The sequence below is a fragment of the Bradyrhizobium sp. genome (assembly GCF_016219575.1).
GTDB lineage: Bacteria > Pseudomonadota > Alphaproteobacteria > Rhizobiales > Xanthobacteraceae > Bradyrhizobium.
On record NZ_JACRMG010000009.1, the window covers coordinates 64,131 to 80,261 of the forward strand.

Genomic DNA, 16,131 nt, shown 5'->3' on the forward strand with positions numbered 1-16,131 from the left:
AGGTGGGAGCGCGCGTGCGCGAACATGAGAACGAATGGACCGGCCTGATGCGGCTGGCCATTTCAGGCGACGATGGGGCGTATCATCGCTTGCTCAGAAGTGTCACGCCGGTGCTCCGGGCCGCGGCGCGCCGCGGTCTGTCGCGTGCAGGGCAACCGGTCGATCAGTCCGAGGACATCGTGCAGGACATTTTGCTGGCGGTGCATTTGAAGCGTCACACCTGGGACACGAACGCCCCGTTCGCGCCCTGGCTGTTCGCGATCGCCCGCAACAAGCTGATCGATTCGCTGCGCCGCCGCGGCCGGCGCATCTTCGTCGACATCGACGATTTTGCCGAAACGCTGGCCGGCGAGCCCGAGCCGGAGACGGCGCCCGCCGGCGAGGTTGCCGCCCAGTTGCAGACGCTGCCGGCGCGGCAGCGCGACGTGCTGCAGTCGATCGCGGTCGAGAGCGCCTCCATCAAGGACACCGCCAGGAAGTTTGCCATGAGCGAGGGCGCGGTGCGGGTGGCGCTGCATCGCGGGCTGGCGAGCCTGACGGCCAGGCTGAAGGAGCAGTGAGCATGGACACCGAGCAGCTCATTCGTTCGCTCGCGGCCGACAATTCGCACCGCGCCCGCCCGGTCGGCTACGTGCTGATGCTGGCGCTTCTGGCGGCGGCACCCGTGTCGCTGCTGATCTTCTTCGCCGAGCTCGGCGTGCGGCCGGACATCATGACGGCGATGAAGAACCCGTTCTTCGACCTGAAGTTCGCGGTCACGCTGGCGCTCGCGATCTCGGCCATTGCCGTGGCGCTGCACCTGTCGCGGCCGGAAGCCTCGCTGCGCGGTTTCGGCTGGTATCTCCTGATCCCCGCGGGCCTCTTGGTCGCCGGAATCGGCGGCGAGATGATGATGCCGCAGCGCGCGCCGATGATGACGCGCCTCGTCGGCAACAATTCGAGATTCTGCCTGACGTGGATCCCGGTGCTGTCGCTGCCCCTGTTGATCGCAGCCCTGGTGGGCTTGCGCCACGGCGCGCCGGCTCGGCCGGCGGTGTCCGGGGCGATCGCGGGCCTGGTGTCGGCCGGGTTTGCCGCGACGTTCTATGCGTCGCACTGCACGGATGACTCGCCGCTGTTCGTGGCGACCTGGTACACGCTCGCCATCGCGCTCGTCGCAGCCGCCGGCGCGCTGATCGGCCTGCGGGTGCTGAAGTACTAGGACGCGGCGCAGCCATAGCCAGATTGACGCGAGTTGAACGAGGGCCAAATAGTTGGCGGCAAGTCTTGGCGCGTCGCTACCCGAAGACATTCCTTGATACTGTTGCAGAACCGCTCAACCCGATTGCGAGTTAGTTCGTGGCGTATGCTTCGGCTTGAATAACGGCTTGGAGAGCAGGCCCAACGTGGCTCGCCGAATAAAATGGTTACCATCCGCCCGACACGTTGGCTGACTTGGACTTGTCGTTTATGACCCAACAGCGACATTGGCCAAGCGTGCGGGGTCGTCATTTTGACCGAATGGGGCCTCGAATTCTGTGGGCTTCGATGCTAGCGTTCGCCAGCTCAGTCCGGCGGAAACCGTATGTCTTCTGACACGACGCGATCGGCCGCGACCGATGGTGCCTCCGCACCGGGAGTTGAAGCAGCCGAACACGAGCGCCAATTCCGCGAGATGCTGGAGTACTGCCCAGCGGCCCTTTTGGTGGTCGATGAAAATGGCAGGCTGCTGTTCCACAACGGGCGGCTCCGCGAACTGCTTGGCTACCAAAGGGCCGAGATCGAAGGCATCGACACCAGCACGTTCTGGCACGACCGCGAGCAGCGCGCTAGAATCATCGCATCGTTGCGCGAACGGGGCGGGCAAACGCTGAACGACAAGGCCGTCTGGCGTACCAGGAACGGCCAGCTCCTCCATGTACTGTTGACCTACGCGCAGGTCGCCTACCAGGGCGGACACATCAGCTTCGTCGGCGGCAAGCGCGTTCTGTGGGTTTATGACGTGACCGCGCTGACCCAGCACGAGACGCAGGTTCTCGAACAGGAGCGGCAGATTCGCGAGATCCTGGACTTCTGTCCGGCCGCGGTTTGCGTCGTCGACGAGGACGGGCGGATATTGTTTCACAACCGGCGGATGCGCGACCTGTTCGGCTACGAGACTGAAGAACTGAATCTCTTCGACACCAAGCGATTCTGGTACGACCTCGATCATCGAACGCGCATCATCGAACTGCTGCGTCTCCGCGGTGGCCAGCTCTTGAACGAGGAGGTAGTCTGGAAGACGAAGCTGGGCGACCCCCTCAACCTGCTGATCTCCTATGTCCAGGTCGCCTACGCCGGGGGCCATGTCGCGGTTTCCGGAGGCAAGAGGCTGTTCTGGCTCTACGACATCACGCCGCTGCGGCGCGCCGAGCAGGCGCGGCAGCGCAGCGAGCAGCGGCTCGCCGAGGCGATCGAAAGCATCTCCGAAGGCTTCGTCTGCTACGATGGCGAGGACCGGCTGGTGATCTGCAACTCGTGCTACCGCGATCTGCTCTATCCCGGTTTGGACATTGATCTGACCGTGGGCACCACGTTCGAGAGCATCGTGCGTCGCGCTGCGGAACGCGGCTACGTGACAGATGCTCTGGGCCGCCTTGAGGAGTGGGTCGCCGAACGGATGCGTCAGCACCTCAATCCCGGCGAGCCGCAGGTGCAGCGGCGCACCGACGGCCGCTGGGTGATGGTGAGCGAGCGCCGTACCGAGGATGGCGGCATCGTTGCGGTCTACTCCGACATCACCGAGCTCAAGCAGCGCGAGCAGGACCTGACAGAGAAATCCGCCGCGCTCTCCGCACTGTCGTCGAAGCTCGCCAAGTACCTCGCGCCACAGGTGTACGAATCGATCTTCACCGGGCAGCAGGACGTCAAGATCGTCAGCAAGCGCAAGAAACTTACGGTCTGCTTTTCCGACCTTGTCGGTTTCACCGAAATCACCGACAAGATGGAGTCGGAGGACCTCACCCAGCTCCTCAATCACTATCTCACTGAAATGTCGAAGATCGCGCTGCAATACGGGGCGACTATCGACAAGTATGTCGGCGATGCCATCGTCATGTTCTTCGGCGATCCGGCGACGCTCGGCATAAAGGAGGATGCACTGGCCTGCGTCCAAATGGCTATCGCTATGCAGGAGCGCGTCAGCGAGCTTGCTCATGAATGGAGCAACAGTGGTATCGAAACGCCGCTGCGTTGCCGCATCGGCATTCACACCGGTTATTGCACGGTCGGCAATTTCGGCAGCGAGGACCGCATGGACTACACGATGGTCGGTGGCACGGTGAACCTTGCTTCGCGCCTGGAGCATGAGGCGGCGCCCGGCGGGGTGCTGATCTCATTCGAGACGTACGCGCACGTTAAGGACGACGTGCGCTGCGAGGAGCGCGGTCACGTGCAGGTAAAAGGCATAGCGCACCCGGTTGCGACCTATGCGGTCATCGGGTTGAAGCAGGACGCGCAACAGGTCGGGACGGCACATCTGCGGCTGGAGCTTGACGCTGACCGCATGTCCGACGAAGAGCGCAAGGCGGCGGCCAATGCACTGCGCCGCGCGCTCGGATTGCTCGAAAGAGGTGGCCAAGGCTAGTCATCGAGCGGCGTTGCCCCTAAAGCGCGATGCCATTTGGTTGAATCGTCATCGCGCTTTAGGTTGTTGTTTGAGCATGATCTTTTCGGAAAACCGCTTCACACTTTTCCGGATCATGCTCCAAGTGGACAGATCGAATGAATGGACTGGACTTCTAGCCACATCTGGATCGCAGATTGTCGCGCGAGAGCTGGCTGATAGCGGTGCAGCCCATCAGCTTCATGTCGCGCTCCAATTCAGTCCGCATCAGGCCGAGCGCCCGCTCGACGCCAGCTTGGCCGGCCGCAGCCAAAGGATAGAGATAGTAGCGGCCGACTCCGACCGCCTTGGCACCGACAGAGAGGGCCTTCAGGACGTGGGTCGCTCGCTGGACCCCGCCATCCATGAGCACATCGATCCGATCATCCACGGCGTCGACGATCTCGGCCAGTTGATCGAATGATGCCCGCGAGCCGTCCAGCTGCCGGCCGCCATGATTGGAGACGACGATGCCAGTACACCCGATCTCGACGGCGCGCTTGGCATCGGCCGCGGACATGATGCCCTTGAGGCAGAATTGCCCGTTCCATTGCCGCACCATCTCAGCCACGTCGTCCCAGTTCATGGATGGGTCAAGCATCTCTGTGAAATAGCGGCCGATGGAGAGTGCGCCACCACTCATGTCGACGTGCTCGTCGAGTTGGGGCAGGCTGAACCGCTCGTGAGTGGCGTAATTGATTCCCCACATGGGCTTGATCGCGAATTGCAGCATCCCAGCGAGCGTCAGCCTGAACGGTATGGAAAAGCCGGTGCGCAGATCGCGTTCGCGATTGCCGCCGGTGATACTGTCCACGGTCAGCATCATGATTTCGACGCGTGCGTCCTTGGCCCGCTGCAGCAAGGCTCGGTTGAGGCCTCGATCCTTGTGAAAATAGAATTGATAGACCTGCGGTGTATCGTGCGCCTTGCGCAGCTCCTCAACGCTCACTGTGCCGAGCGAGGACACGCCGAACATTGTGCCGTACCTCGCAGCGGCAGCTGCGACGGCACGTTCACCTTGATGATGGAAGAGACGCTGCAAGGCGGTCGGGGAACAATAGACCGGCAGAGCGAGATTCTGGCCCATGACGGTGACAGAGAGATCAACGGCTTCTACGCCCCGCAGAACGTGGGGCACGAGGTCACAACTCTCGAAGCTCTTGGTGTTACGCCGGTAGGTGGTCTCGTCGTCGGCGGCGCCGTCAATGTAATCGAATATTGGACTGGGCAGCCGTCGCTTGGCCAAACGCCGGAAGTCATGAAAGTTGTGGCAGTTGTGCAAATTCATAGCGCTCACGCTCCAACGGATTCGAGTGTGGACGGCTTCACTGGATCTTGCGTCGGAGAGACTTCGCAGCCAGCCACACTGAGCTCGTCAGCCAGAGTACGCAAGACCCTTGACGGAGGTTTGTTCTGAAGGTGTTACGCACAACGTTCGGCCTCGAAGCCATAGGGCGGTCCAAAATAACAGATCGTGTCGATTCCGTCCGTCTTGTACCCGGCCATCAATCGGGCCGTACTGTCGGACGACTTCGAGCTCCTCGAAAGTCCGGGCCAGATCACGAGGCCTTTGGTTTTGCCGAGCTCCTTCCAGCGCAGCTTTTTTTCCAGCATCACTTCAGCAAATTCGCGCCAGAGTGCATATTGTTTTGGCTCGATAAAGCGCCAGAACGCCTTGATCTGACTATGTGTCCTGGTGGTACGTTCGGACTTCAACTCGACATTGACAAGTTCACTTTCGTCCAGCCCGTTGGTGCGGACCAGCAGCAAGTCGGCAACGACCCGCTCACCTTTCTCAGCACTGTCATTCTCATTTGTTGCATTGAGCGCAATTTCGTCTGCGGCAAACCAGTAAGTATGGTGATCCTTCAGAGCCAGCTCGATCGACGTCAACCGACCATCGTTGTGCATCGCTTCAGAAATCAACCACGACTGGAGGGACTTCTCGGGTGTCTGACGATCCGGGGCCTTGAGCTCCTTCCCATCCTTCAAGGCGGCCAGCCTGCGCCGCAGGACAGGGCCACTCGTCATGTTCGAAAAGCCGAGCTGAGGTGTCTGGTTTGAGCAGCTGACAAGGCTTATTGAACCCACCGACGGTCTAAGTCGAAAGGAGTATCTGGCGAACAAATCCTTATAGTCGTTGACCACTGCCGTGAATTCGCTGGCCTTGATACGTTTGGCATTGTCGAGAAGCTTTTCAAGTTGAATCGTCAAACCGCTCATCTTTTCCCTACTTCGACTTTCAAAGATCAATCCACTCGCCATCCTCGGCGAGCATGACGTTGTCAAATAACCCGGGAAACGCCTCCCTCCCAAAAGTGTGGATCGGAATCAGCCTGCCAGGGGCAATCGCCGCAGCAAGTCGCTTGAGGTCCGGCACACTCGCATGACCGGACGTGTGGATGGTTTCAAAGGGGATGTTTCGTGTCTCGCATTCATTTTTCAACCGGGCGCCGGCGCCGTCCGCCAAATAGCCATCCCACTGCGACCAGATCACTCGTGCTCCCGAAAGAGCATCGGCGCGCTCCAGATCGCGCATCATCCAGCCGCGGAACAGCATGACCAATTGGCTGGCGTTATCCCTGATCTGTTCTGGCCAAACGCGGAACTCCCGATACCTGTCGACCAGGGATGCGATCCCGCTCCTGACGAGCTGAATCCTCTGAGCCTGGGGTATGTGAACCGCAATGTTCGACCAGCCATGCTCCGGCTTCGGTATGGTGTCGTATCCGGTCGCTGACAAGACTTCCGCTGCATAGGCATCGACCAGCAATGTACGACCCGCTCGTTTCGCAGCACGATAGACGGTCACGACCCGGTCGATGTTCTGAGCTGAGCAAGCTACCAAAGCTATTCCGCTGGTCCGGTTGAAGCGATCCAGGAATTGCTGCTCAAGATCCTTCTCACTCGGGAACGCTTGGTCGATTGCGAGTCTACCAAGGCTCGACCCCTCCATCAGCATTACATCGATCTCTCTGGGCGGGTTTCGGACAAGCCGTTCAAACAGGCCGCCTTTCCTGCCGTGCGCGCGGAGATCGCCCGAATAGAACAGCCGCTTTGCGCCACCCTCAACTTCAAGGGCGTATGCGTCGAACCCTGAATGGTCCACGATATGTGGCGTTATCTTGAACGGTCCGATGGTCAGGGTCTTGTCCGATACGAGATACTGCGAAGCCTTCAAGGCGACGCCGCCCGGGATGAATGCGGCAGCCGCGCCCAATACGGCTTCCGCCGCGGTTCCCATGACGACGGGAATAGCGCTGTTGGCCTTGGGCACGAGCCCCCAATGATCTCGGTGCCCATGCGAGAGGACGATTGCCAAAAGATCAGCAGAGCCCGATTCAAGCCCAACCACATCCGGGAGTCTGGCAACGGACAGGTCCGGCTCATTGAGAGGGAGTCCGAGGTCCAGCAGTATGCGTGCCCCCTCGCACTCGAGTTCGACGCACGTGCCACCGATTTCCCGAGTGCCCCGATGTATTCTTAGTCGCATTCCGATCCACCTTGCTGGCCAACCTTCTATATTCAATCGAAGGCCTCAGAAATTTACGCGTTATGGAATATTCCAAGGAAATATTTAGATCTGGCGAATCGGGGTGACCATGTCCACCTAGCAGGACAATCGGAGAACCGAATGCCAAGGCGTCTTACTTTCGCAATAGGCGACATCCACGGGTGCTTTGACGAACTCAGGTCTCTCCTCGATTCTTGCCGGAAGAGTGCAGGCGATGTCGAGTACGACCTGGTTCTGCTGGGCGATTATGTCGATCGAGGGCCCGCATCACACGAAGTCGTCGACTACATTTTGCGCGAGCAGACCGAGGGCCGATTGCCGCTCCGTTGCTTGCGTGGAAATCACGATTTCATGCTTTGGCGAGCTGCAGATCGCTCTCGCACCGATGCTGATCTCATGCAGTGGTGGGCGAACGGCGGCGAAGCAACATTGGATTCTTACGGAGTCGGAGATCCCTCGGACCTGCCTGCCGATCATCTACAGTGGTTGAGATCGCTGCCCGTTTTTCTGCATGAGAACGACAGGTTCTTCGTCCATGCCGGGGTACGTCCAGGAGTGTCTCTCCATGCTCAATCCGAACACGACATGCTTTGGATGCGCGAGCCGTTCTTGTCTTCAGAGCTCTGGCACGGTGCTCTCATTGTGCATGGCCATACACCAACAAATCACGGCGCGCCTGATGCGAGAGCCAACCGGGTAAACCTTGATACCGGGGCATGCTTCGGTCGTCCCTTGACCGCGGCAGCGTTCGGTCCCGACAAATTGAGTCCTCTGTTCTATCTGAACAGCGATGGCCTGAGGTTCATGCTGCCGGCTGCCGCCAGTCGCTAGCGCAGGCGAAGCTCAAGCCGCCGGCACGTTCTGCTGCTGCATGCGGTGGAAGCGCAGCACCTGCTGGGCGGTCGAGGGCCGCAGCCGCTCATAGGTCGCCTTGCAGACCTGCAGGTCGGTCGGATCGCCGCCGCCGGCGAGATCGTCGCGCAGATTGATGATCGCCTTCACGGTCGACCACGACAGCCCCGCGACCTTGGCGAGGATCATCACGCCCTCGGCGCGGGTCTCGATCATCATGTTCTCGGCGATGGCGACCGGCACATTGGCCATCGCCGCGATCGAGGCATTGGTTTCGTCGAACTTGCCGGATTCCGCGAAGGCGGCGACCTGGAATTCGTCGAGCCGTCCGTCGTCGAACAGCGACTTGACCAGGGCATGCGCAATCGCCGTCTGCTCGGTGAGGGCGGATTTGGCGGAGCGCGCGCGGCGCGTGGCTTCCTTGACCGCGCCGGACACCTGTTTGGCCTGCCTGGGATTGGCCGACTCCAGCCGCTCCCGGACGGCGTCGGAGGCCTTCGCCACCAGCTTCAGATAGAGGTGCCGCGGGATGGTCGGGCGCAGGGCGACGCAGGTGGCGAGATCGTCGTCGTGCTCGGCGCGATTGACCAGCCGGGTAAATCCGCGCTCGGTGAACTCGGCGCCGGGATTGTTGACGGTGTTCTGCACCACCTCGTCATTGCCGCGCAGCACCAGCACGTCGGTGACCGCGCCGGAGAGCTGTTTGCGGTTGGAGATCGCCATCAGATGCGCCTGGCTCTTGTTGCGCGCCGCCTCGATCAGGGTGTCGTCATCGAGCCGGCTGGACTGCGTCAGCACCGGGCCCGCCACCTCGATGACGTCGTCGAAGGCAAGCGCCCTGATCGTCAGCGGCGGCGCGGTGTCGACCGGGGCCAGGCGATTGGCGAGCAGCGCCTTGGCCGAGGTCTCGATGTGCAGCATCAGGCACTGGAACACGTCGTCGAACAGGCCGATCTGCTCGTCGGAATAGTCCACCGCATTGTCGAGAAAGAGGTCGGTTACCCGGCGCAACGCCTCGACGCGGCGCGCGACGGTGCCGTGGGCGAGGGTGGCCTGCAATTCATCCAGCAGGCTCTCGGGGGACTTCACGGACTTTGAACTCATGACTCTATCCTGGAGCGTTGGCCGGCGGCGGATTCTCCGCAGCCGGTAGCAAAATTCGATCAGGCTTGCGCGATGCGGTTGCGTCCCTGCGCCTTGGCTGCGTAGAGCGCGCTGTCGGCGCGCGCGAGGAAGCTGTCAGTGGTCTCGTCCGTCCTCAGCGTGGCGACGCCCGCCGAGAGCGTCACCTTCATGCCCGGCGAGAAGGCGCTCCAGTCGAGATCGGCGACGATGGCGCGCAGCCGGTCCATGGCCCGCGTGGCGCCGTCGTTCGGCATGTCCGGCAGCACCAGCAAAAATTCCTCGCCGCCGTAGCGGCCGAAGCGGTCGACGCTGCGGATGTTGGCGAACATGGTGATGGCGAAGGTGCGCAACACCTCGTCGCCGGTCGGATGGCCATAGGTGTCGTTGACGCGCTTGAAATGATCGAGATCGATCAGCGCGACCGAGCAGGGCGAGCCGTTGCGCGCCGAGCGGGCGATCTCCTCGTCCAGCATGCGCATGATGCAGCGGCGGTTGAACGAGCCGGTCAGCTCGTCGAGCTCGGCGAGTTCCTCGATGCGCTTGTAGGCTTCCTTCAGCTTCAGCCCGCTCTGGTACAGCGACGCCTTCATCGCGCTGGAGAAGATGCCGAGGAACATGCAGCGGCCGATGGTGAGCGTGAACACCAGCATGGTGGCGAAGCGCTCGACATGACTGCCATGCGGCATCGCCACCGGCTTGTCGGTCAGCAGGAACAGGCCGGCGAGCCCGAGTGCCATCGCGGTCCAGATGATGGCGGTCTGGATCGGTGTCGAACGCAGCGAGGCGAAGCTGAACACCGTGAACAGCGAGCACAGGAACAGCACGCCGACCTGCGGTGCGATGTAGGTGAAGACCACCATGACCATCATGTTCGCGGCCGACTGCGGCGCGACCATGTAGTGATCCCTGAAGCGCTCGTTGATGCCGGTCTCCGAGAAGAGGATCGCCAGTCCCATGAGCGCCAGCCCGCAGAGGGCATAGATCGGTCCGAGCCAGAGGGGCACGGTACCGGCCTGGGCGTAGATCAGCAGAATGCCGGCATCGATGACGTAACTGACGCCGATCATGCCCTGGATCTGGCGGCGTTGCTTCGCCCGGCGCGCCAGCGCCTCCGTCGAAAGACGGGAGCCGGCGGCCTCGCCCTCGGCGGCGATCGGATTCAGGAAGGATGGCGCAGCAGTGCCCATGGTCTCGCCGCCGGATGGAACCTGCGGAAAAATCTACGTGGGAAAGCCTTTAGGTTTGGTATCTTTGGGGTCCGCCTTGCTCCGTCAAAACCCGGGCATTCCTGTTGTTTTTCAAAGGAAATTGGCTGCGGCCACGCGCCGCGCCACGAGTTGGCGGGACGGCGGCACCAAGGCTGTGCGGCTACTGTCCTGGCGGCCAAGGCTTGGTATGGTCGCGCCGGGTGCGGGGTGAAGGCGTAAGAGTAATATGATACCGAAAATTGGAGCGTGTGGGATACCAGCGCATGGGCGGAATTTTGCCGGCCTTTTGTGGGGTACGTCACATATGCATTTTCGGAGTTGCGATAATTTGAAGAATCTTGGCTCCTCCTTCGAACCACAGCCCATTTCCACCCGACCAAACCTGCGAGACGGCAATTGAGCGCGACACAGGCGGCTACGGACGACGTCCTTATCGCCCGGATCGCTCAAGGCGACCGGCTCGCCATGCAGGTGCTGTACGGACGGCACCATGTCAGGGTGTTCCGTTTCGGGCTTCGGCTCGTGCGGGATGAGCAGATTGCGGAAGACCTCATCAGCGAGGTGTTTCTCGATGTGTGGCGGCAGGCCGGAAAGTTCGAAGGCCGATCCGCCGTCTCGACCTGGCTCCTGGCGATTACCCGGTTCAAGGCCCTGTCTGCGCTCCGGCGCAGGAAGGACGCTGAACTGGACGACGAGGCGGCCAACGCGATCGAGGATAGTTCAGACAACCCCGAAGTGTCGGTCCAGAAGAAGGATACGAGTGAAGCGTTGCGGAAATGCCTGACGGCATTGACCGCCGAGCACCGGGAAATCGTCGATCTCGTCTACTACCACGAGAAGTCCGTGGAAGAGGTGGCCCAGATCGTCGGCATTCCCGAGAACACCGTGAAGACGCGCCTGTTCTACGCGCGCAAGAAACTGGCCGAGTTGCTGAAAGCAGCCGGAATTGAACGAGGCTGGCCATGATGGCGATGAGCAAAAAGATGCTGGACGAGCCCGGCGAGATCGAGATGCTGCTGCCGTGGCATGCTGCCGGCACGTTGAACGCGCGTGACGCGCGCCGCGTCGAGGATGCGCTCGCCCGCGATCCCGAACTGGCCAGGCAATATGCCGTGATCCGCGAGGAGTATGCGGAAACCATTCACCTCAACGAGAGCCTGGGCGCGCCTTCCGTGCGCGCCATGCAGAAGCTGTTTGCGGCGATCGATGGAGAGCCCGTGCGCAAGCCGTCGCCTGCCTCCCGCATCTCCGCCGGCGTCGCGCAGTTCTTCGCCTCCCTTTCGCCGCGCACCCTGGCCTGGTCGGCCACGGCTGCTGCGTTCGCGCTGCTGCTGCAAGCCGGCGTGATCGGCACCGTGCTGTTCAAGGGCCAGACCTACCAGACCGCCTCGCTGAGCATCAACGAGAAGCCCGCCGCCACGATGACCCGCGAGCTCTCGGCAGGCGGCACGCCGCCGCGCGCGCTGGTGCGCTTTGCGCCCGACGCCAGGATGGCCGACATCAACACGCTGCTCGACAATTATCAGGCCACCGTCCTCGGCGGCGCCAACGGGCTGTTCCGCCTGCAATTCGGCGGCAAGTCGATGAGCAAGGACGAGGTCGCCGGCCTGATGAGCAAGCTGCGCGGCGAGAAGATCGTCAGCCTCGCCGAATCCGCGCCGTAAGGTCTTCGTCGCGGCTGCGAGCTCGCGCAATGCCGAGGTCTCATGATTGCTAGAGTGATCAAGCGCCGGATGCAGGCAGGTTGCGCCGCAGTCGCGCTGATCGCGGCGGCCGTGCCGCTGGCATGGCTCGACATGCCGCAGGCGTCCGCACAGGCGATGATGCGCCCCAACCTCAACATCGCGCCGCGCATCCCGACCATCAATCCGACCGTCACGCCGCGGGTCGACACCAATGTCGCCGCCCGCCCCAACATGGTGACCGGCGTGGACCGCGCGACGCCGCATGTCACGCCGACCACCACCCCGATCATGCGCACGCGCGTCAATCCGAACTCGACGATGCCCTATGCGCGGTATTCGCCGAACCTCTATCCGGCCTGCGACGCCGCCAATCGCGATGCCGCCGGCGCTTGCCAGGGCACGCCCTCCGCTTCCGGCGGCGAGGGCAACGGCGGCAAGTCGGCGAAGGGCAAAGGCAAGGGCAAGGGCCCGAATTCCCCGGTCGCAACCGTCTCGCTCAACTTCCCCAACGAACTGGTGGCCGAGATCGACGGCTCGATGTCGGAGGAGCAGGTGCGTGCGCTGGCGCAGCGTTACGGCATGGTGCTGGTCGAGTCGCAGAATCTCCCGCTGATCGGCGCCACCATCGGCCTGTTCCGCATCACCAACGGCCGCCTGCTCGATGCCGCGCGCCGCGACTTCGCCACTCACGGCAGCGTGCGCGGGGTGCAGTTCAACATGCGCTATTGGCTGCAGGAAAAGCCGCTCGGCGAGGGCGACCCGGCGCAATATGCGGTGTCGAAGCTCAAGCTGCCGCAGGCGCACAGGCTGGCGCATGGCATGAACGTGACGATCGCCGTGATCGACTCCGGCATCGACGCCGGCCATCCCGAGCTCGCCAATTCGATTTCCGACAATTTCGACGCGCTCGGCAGCAAGGAGGGTGCGCACGTCCACGGCACCGGCATCGCCGGCGCGATTGCGGCCCATGGCCGGCTGATGGGCAGCGCGCCGGAAGCGCGCATCATCGCCATCCGCGCCTTCGGCAGTGCGCCCGGCGGCGCCGAGAGCTCGTCCTATGTCATCATCAAGGCCCTCAACTACGCCGTGCTGCACGGCGCGCAGATCATCAACATGAGCTTTGCCGGGCCGAAGGATCTGCTGATCGAGCGCGGCATCGCCGCGACCGCCGCGCGCGACGTGGTGCTGGTGGCGGCCGCCGGCAATGCCGGGCCGAAATCGCCGCCGCTGTTTCCCGCTGCCAATCCCAACGTGATCGCGGTCAGCGGCACCGACGCGCAGGACCGGCTGTTCGCCGCGTCGAACCGCGGCGTCCATATCGCGCTCGCGGCGCCCGGCACCGACATCTTCCTGCCGGCGCCGGACCAGAAATACCAGATGACTTCGGGCACCTCGTTCTCGGCGGCATACGTGTCCGGCATCGCGGCGCTCCTGCTCGAGCGCAACCCCGCATTGAAGCCGAGCGAAGTGCGCGCGATCCTCACCGCGACGGCCCGCGACCTCGGCGTGCCCGGCAGGGATGAGCTGTTCGGCTATGGGCAGGCGGATGCGTTTGCGGCGACCACGGCTGCGACGGCCGCGCCGTCGGTTCCGGTCGCCACGGCGCCGCGGAAGCCCGGCGAGCCGGCCGACAATGACGTTTCCGTGAGCCGGGAGCTGAAAGTACCGTCGGCGGCAATGGCATCGGACAAGTCCGCTTCCGACGAGCCAAATCGGCCGGCTGCGCAGTAGTTTTCGGCCGAAAACCCGCTTCCAGAAACAGTTAAAAAAAACGCGCCGCGCTTTGAACGTCCGGCGAGCCCGCGCGACTAATTGGGCGTGGGAGCGGTTATCCCTCCCCATTGGCTGTATTCGGCGCGAGCGCCCATCCACCCCAAGCGCCCATATGGCTTTGACCCGTCCGGTTGTCCCCCCGGACGGGTCTTTTCTTTTCGGCACGCTTTCAAAAAAGTCCGGGGAAAGTGCCGGGTGGATGTGCTGCAATGCCGACATGCCGGCGCGCCGCTTGACGGGGCATGTTGCAGAAAAGCCGCGCATTCCCGGCGCGCGCGATCAGGCCGAGCATCGCTTGCTGGACAACGGGAAAGTTTTCCACAGAATATCCCTGTCACTGATTCGGTTCGTTGCGTCTCGCGTCCGTTTCCCTCTTACGGGCAATTTGATGACAGATCGAACCGACGTCGCGCGGGGACGCGACATCGTTGCGCGCTGGTGTGGACTTGCCGAGCAACGACTGGACTATCTCACCGAACTGTACGAGACCGGCCGCTGGCGCCGCTATCACGGCGAGCGCGACTTTCTCGAGAATATCCGCGAGGCCAAGAGCGCGGTCGAGGCCTGGCGCGGCTTGTTGAATTGCGAGGCCACGCCGGACAACTGGCCGGTGGACCTTTCCTGGATCGGCCGCCGCAGCTCCGTTCCGCAGGCGAAGCGCGGAGTGCCGGTTGAGCCCATTGTCGCCGTCGTCGCGCAACTGGCGGAGCTTCCGGTGACGCCATCGGTGAGCGTAGTGCCTGATGATGCTGCCGAAGCCGAGCCCGTGCTCGCCGCCGAGACGGCGGAGGCGTCCGGGGAGAGCGCCCTCGACAAGACGCTGGCGCTGACGCTCGACATCGTCGGGATGACCGAGCGCTACCCGCTGCTGCCCAACGCGTTCCAGCCGTCGGAAAAGAATTAGCGCCGCACCGAATTCGGGCCGACCGCCACCTGCGCATAGCGCTGCGCGCCGTCGGCGGCCAGATCCGTCGTGATCGGGCGGGCATGGTCGAGGCCGACTACGGCGCCGCGCGGCGCTTCCGCAATCATGTTGCTGTGGACCAGCGCGGTGCCGGCGCCCGGCACGACCGAGATGCCGATGCCGACAAAGCTGTTGCGGATGACGTTGCCGGTGATGGCGACGTCGCGCAGGTACTTGCCCCAGCCGGCGATGATGCCGAAGGCCGGCGCATTCTCGATCACGTTGCCGGTGACGGAGGTATCCGCCTCGACATAGATGCCGATGCCGGCATCGTCGTCCGGCGCGGTGCCGATCGGACGCTTTGGCACGAGGTTGCGGATGATGTTGCCCTGGACCACGGCGATGCGGCCGCCCTCGTTGAAATTGCAGACGGAGACGCCGAGCGCCGCGCCGTCGACGGTGTTGTTGGCGATGATGGCGCCCTCGAAGGCAAACTCCGAATAGAGCGCGACCTCGCGGACATTGCTGACGCTGTTGCCCGATATCTGGATGTTGGAGGCGGAATTGCCGCGCACCGCGGAGTAGTCGCAATTCCTGATGCGATTGCCGCGCACGATAACGTTGCCGGCGCGGAAGGCGTTGATGGCATTGCCGTACTGGCCGGAGCCGCCGGGCCCGGCCTTGATGTCCTCGATGCGGTTGTCGAGCACGAGCGTGCCGTCGTCGCCGATGGCCGTGCGCAGGATCTCGATGCCGTTGTCGTTGGTGCCGAGGATCGTGTTGCGCGACACGATCAGGCCGAGCGCGTCGAAGGAGACCACGGCGGTGGTGGCGATGTTCGTGAAGATGTTGCCCGAGATGTCGCCGGAAACCTGCTCGAACCAGATGCCGTTGCCGCCGCTGGCCGCGATATCGCAATCGGCGATGCGGATGTCGCGCCCGCCGAGGCAATGCACCAGGCCGCGCCGCTGCGGCAGCGGAATGCTGCCGCCGTCGAGCGTGATGCCGGTGAGGCCGACGCGTCCGGCGCCTTCGCCGAGCAGCATGGATGCGCCGCCGGTGAAGACGAGTTTTGTTGCGCCACGCACGCCGACGAGTTGCGAGCCGTTTTGCAGGCGCAGCATGCCGGTGCGGTAGACGCCGGGCGGCAGCGCCAGCGGCATCTGCGCGCGCGCGGCCTCATCGATGGCACGCTGAAGGGCGCGGGTCTGGTCATCGGGGCTGCCGGGCCTGACGCCGTATTGCGTGGCGTCGCGGCCGAGCGTGGAGGTGAGGGGCGCCGCACGCGCCGGCTCGGGCGCCATCGCCAGCGCGCCGGCGAGCCCGGCGGCCGAGGCACCCATGAGATGGCGGCGGTTGACGTCCATGAAATTCACGTAGCGCAGAAATGCGGCACGGCATGGTGAACGCGCGCGGGGAACGGCGGGATGTTTGGGGGTAGGGTTAAT

14 protein-coding genes are annotated in these 16,131 nt (G+C 63.1%); 8 read left to right on the forward strand and 6 right to left on the reverse strand.

The window, feature by feature from the left end; translation table 11 throughout:
• Positions 1 to 14 precede the first annotated feature (14 nt).
• The 3 genes from HZB49_RS05380 to HZB49_RS05390 all read left to right on the forward strand — a co-directional run bounded on the left by HZB49_RS05380 (position 15) and on the right by HZB49_RS05390 (position 3,604).
• A complete protein-coding gene (locus HZB49_RS05380) occupies positions 15 to 560 on the forward strand; it encodes a sigma-70 family RNA polymerase sigma factor (protein ID WP_291609474.1) in 546 nt (181 codons plus the stop codon).
• Positions 561 to 562: 2 nt separating this feature from the next.
• Positions 563 to 1,201, forward strand: coding sequence for a DUF1109 domain-containing protein (locus tag HZB49_RS05385; protein ID WP_291609475.1), 639 nt, complete (start codon positions 563 to 565; stop codon positions 1,199 to 1,201).
• Between the two features lie 363 nt (positions 1,202 to 1,564).
• Entirely contained in the window at positions 1,565 to 3,604 is a 2,040-nt protein-coding gene (locus tag HZB49_RS05390; protein WP_291609476.1) for a PAS domain S-box protein, read from the forward strand.
• Between the two features lie 154 nt (positions 3,605 to 3,758).
• Here the strand turns inward: HZB49_RS05390 and HZB49_RS05395 are convergent, their stop codons facing one another.
• The 3 genes from HZB49_RS05395 to HZB49_RS05405 form a co-directional block, all read right to left on the reverse strand.
• Entirely contained in the window at positions 3,759 to 4,910 is a 1,152-nt protein-coding gene (locus HZB49_RS05395; protein WP_291609477.1) for an alpha-hydroxy acid oxidase, read from the reverse strand.
• Positions 4,911 to 5,044: 134 nt separating this feature from the next.
• Positions 5,045 to 5,845: a hypothetical protein gene (locus HZB49_RS05400; RefSeq protein WP_291609478.1), complete on the reverse strand. Its 801-nt coding sequence runs from the start codon at positions 5,843 to 5,845 to the stop codon at positions 5,045 to 5,047.
• A 19-nt stretch (positions 5,846 to 5,864) separates the two neighbouring features.
• Positions 5,865 to 7,115: an MBL fold metallo-hydrolase gene (locus tag HZB49_RS05405; RefSeq protein ID WP_291609479.1), complete on the reverse strand. Its 1,251-nt coding sequence runs from the start codon at positions 7,113 to 7,115 to the stop codon at positions 5,865 to 5,867.
• A 141-nt stretch (positions 7,116 to 7,256) separates the two neighbouring features.
• Between HZB49_RS05405 and HZB49_RS05410 the strand changes: the two genes are divergently transcribed.
• Positions 7,257 to 7,967: a metallophosphoesterase family protein gene (locus tag HZB49_RS05410; protein WP_291609480.1), complete on the forward strand. Its 711-nt coding sequence runs from the start codon at positions 7,257 to 7,259 to the stop codon at positions 7,965 to 7,967.
• Between the two features lie 12 nt (positions 7,968 to 7,979).
• Here the strand turns inward: HZB49_RS05410 and HZB49_RS05415 are convergent, their stop codons facing one another.
• On the reverse strand, positions 7,980 to 9,092 hold the full coding sequence (locus HZB49_RS05415; protein WP_291609481.1) for a DUF2336 domain-containing protein: 1,113 nt from the start codon (positions 9,090 to 9,092) through the stop codon (positions 7,980 to 7,982).
• A 59-nt stretch (positions 9,093 to 9,151) separates the two neighbouring features.
• The gene (locus HZB49_RS05420; protein WP_291609482.1) at positions 9,152 to 10,300 is read right to left on the reverse strand and encodes a GGDEF domain-containing protein; all 1,149 of its coding nucleotides are present in this window, start codon (positions 10,298 to 10,300) and stop codon (positions 9,152 to 9,154) included.
• A gap of 417 nt (positions 10,301 to 10,717) precedes the next feature.
• On the opposite strand from HZB49_RS05420, the gene HZB49_RS05425 reads away from it, so the two are divergent.
• From HZB49_RS05425 to HZB49_RS05440, 4 genes are all read left to right on the forward strand, one after another.
• Positions 10,718 to 11,287, forward strand: a complete 570-nt coding sequence (locus HZB49_RS05425) for a sigma-70 family RNA polymerase sigma factor (protein ID WP_291609483.1) — start codon at positions 10,718 to 10,720, stop codon at positions 11,285 to 11,287.
• Positions 11,284 to 11,985, forward strand: coding sequence for a hypothetical protein (locus tag HZB49_RS05430; protein WP_291609484.1), 702 nt, complete (start codon positions 11,284 to 11,286; stop codon positions 11,983 to 11,985). The genes HZB49_RS05425 and HZB49_RS05430 overlap by 4 nt, the downstream gene beginning before the upstream one ends.
• A 42-nt stretch (positions 11,986 to 12,027) precedes the next feature.
• The gene (locus tag HZB49_RS05435; RefSeq protein WP_291609485.1) at positions 12,028 to 13,737 is read left to right on the forward strand and encodes a S8 family serine peptidase; all 1,710 of its coding nucleotides are present in this window, start codon (positions 12,028 to 12,030) and stop codon (positions 13,735 to 13,737) included.
• A 430-nt stretch (positions 13,738 to 14,167) separates the two neighbouring features.
• Complete coding sequence (locus tag HZB49_RS05440; RefSeq protein ID WP_291609486.1) at positions 14,168 to 14,683, forward strand: TIGR03809 family protein; 516 nt, start codon at positions 14,168 to 14,170, stop codon at positions 14,681 to 14,683.
• Here HZB49_RS05440 and HZB49_RS05445 read toward each other — a convergent pair.
• A complete protein-coding gene (locus tag HZB49_RS05445) occupies positions 14,680 to 16,050 on the reverse strand; it encodes a TIGR03808 family TAT-translocated repetitive protein (RefSeq protein ID WP_291609487.1) in 1,371 nt (456 codons plus the stop codon). The genes HZB49_RS05440 and HZB49_RS05445 overlap by 4 nt on opposite strands.
• Positions 16,051 to 16,131: the final 81 nt, after the last annotated feature.

What these genes read in the sequence shown, in the direction of transcription:
- HZB49_RS05430 (WP_291609484.1), top strand. Translation starts at nt 11,284, where the DNA reads ATGATGGCGATGAGCAAAAAGATGCTGGACGAGCCCGGCGAGATCGAG.
- HZB49_RS05395 (WP_291609477.1), bottom strand. Translation starts at nt 4,910, where the DNA reads ATGAATTTGCACAACTGCCACAACTTTCATGACTTCCGGCGTTTGGCC.
- HZB49_RS05420 (WP_291609482.1), bottom strand. Translation starts at nt 10,300, where the DNA reads ATGGGCACTGCTGCGCCATCCTTCCTGAATCCGATCGCCGCCGAGGGC.
- HZB49_RS05405 (WP_291609479.1), bottom strand. Translation starts at nt 7,115, where the DNA reads ATGCGACTAAGAATACATCGGGGCACTCGGGAAATCGGTGGCACGTGC.
- HZB49_RS05435 (WP_291609485.1), top strand. Translation starts at nt 12,028, where the DNA reads ATGATTGCTAGAGTGATCAAGCGCCGGATGCAGGCAGGTTGCGCCGCA.
- HZB49_RS05410 (WP_291609480.1), top strand. Translation starts at nt 7,257, where the DNA reads ATGCCAAGGCGTCTTACTTTCGCAATAGGCGACATCCACGGGTGCTTT.
- HZB49_RS05385 (WP_291609475.1), top strand. Translation starts at nt 563, where the DNA reads ATGGACACCGAGCAGCTCATTCGTTCGCTCGCGGCCGACAATTCGCAC.
- HZB49_RS05440 (WP_291609486.1), top strand. Translation starts at nt 14,168, where the DNA reads ATGACAGATCGAACCGACGTCGCGCGGGGACGCGACATCGTTGCGCGC.
- HZB49_RS05415 (WP_291609481.1), bottom strand. Translation starts at nt 9,092, where the DNA reads ATGAGTTCAAAGTCCGTGAAGTCCCCCGAGAGCCTGCTGGATGAATTG.
- HZB49_RS05445 (WP_291609487.1), bottom strand. Translation starts at nt 16,050, where the DNA reads ATGGACGTCAACCGCCGCCATCTCATGGGTGCCTCGGCCGCCGGGCTC.
- HZB49_RS05390 (WP_291609476.1), top strand. Translation starts at nt 1,565, where the DNA reads ATGTCTTCTGACACGACGCGATCGGCCGCGACCGATGGTGCCTCCGCA.
- HZB49_RS05400 (WP_291609478.1), bottom strand. Translation starts at nt 5,845, where the DNA reads ATGAGCGGTTTGACGATTCAACTTGAAAAGCTTCTCGACAATGCCAAA.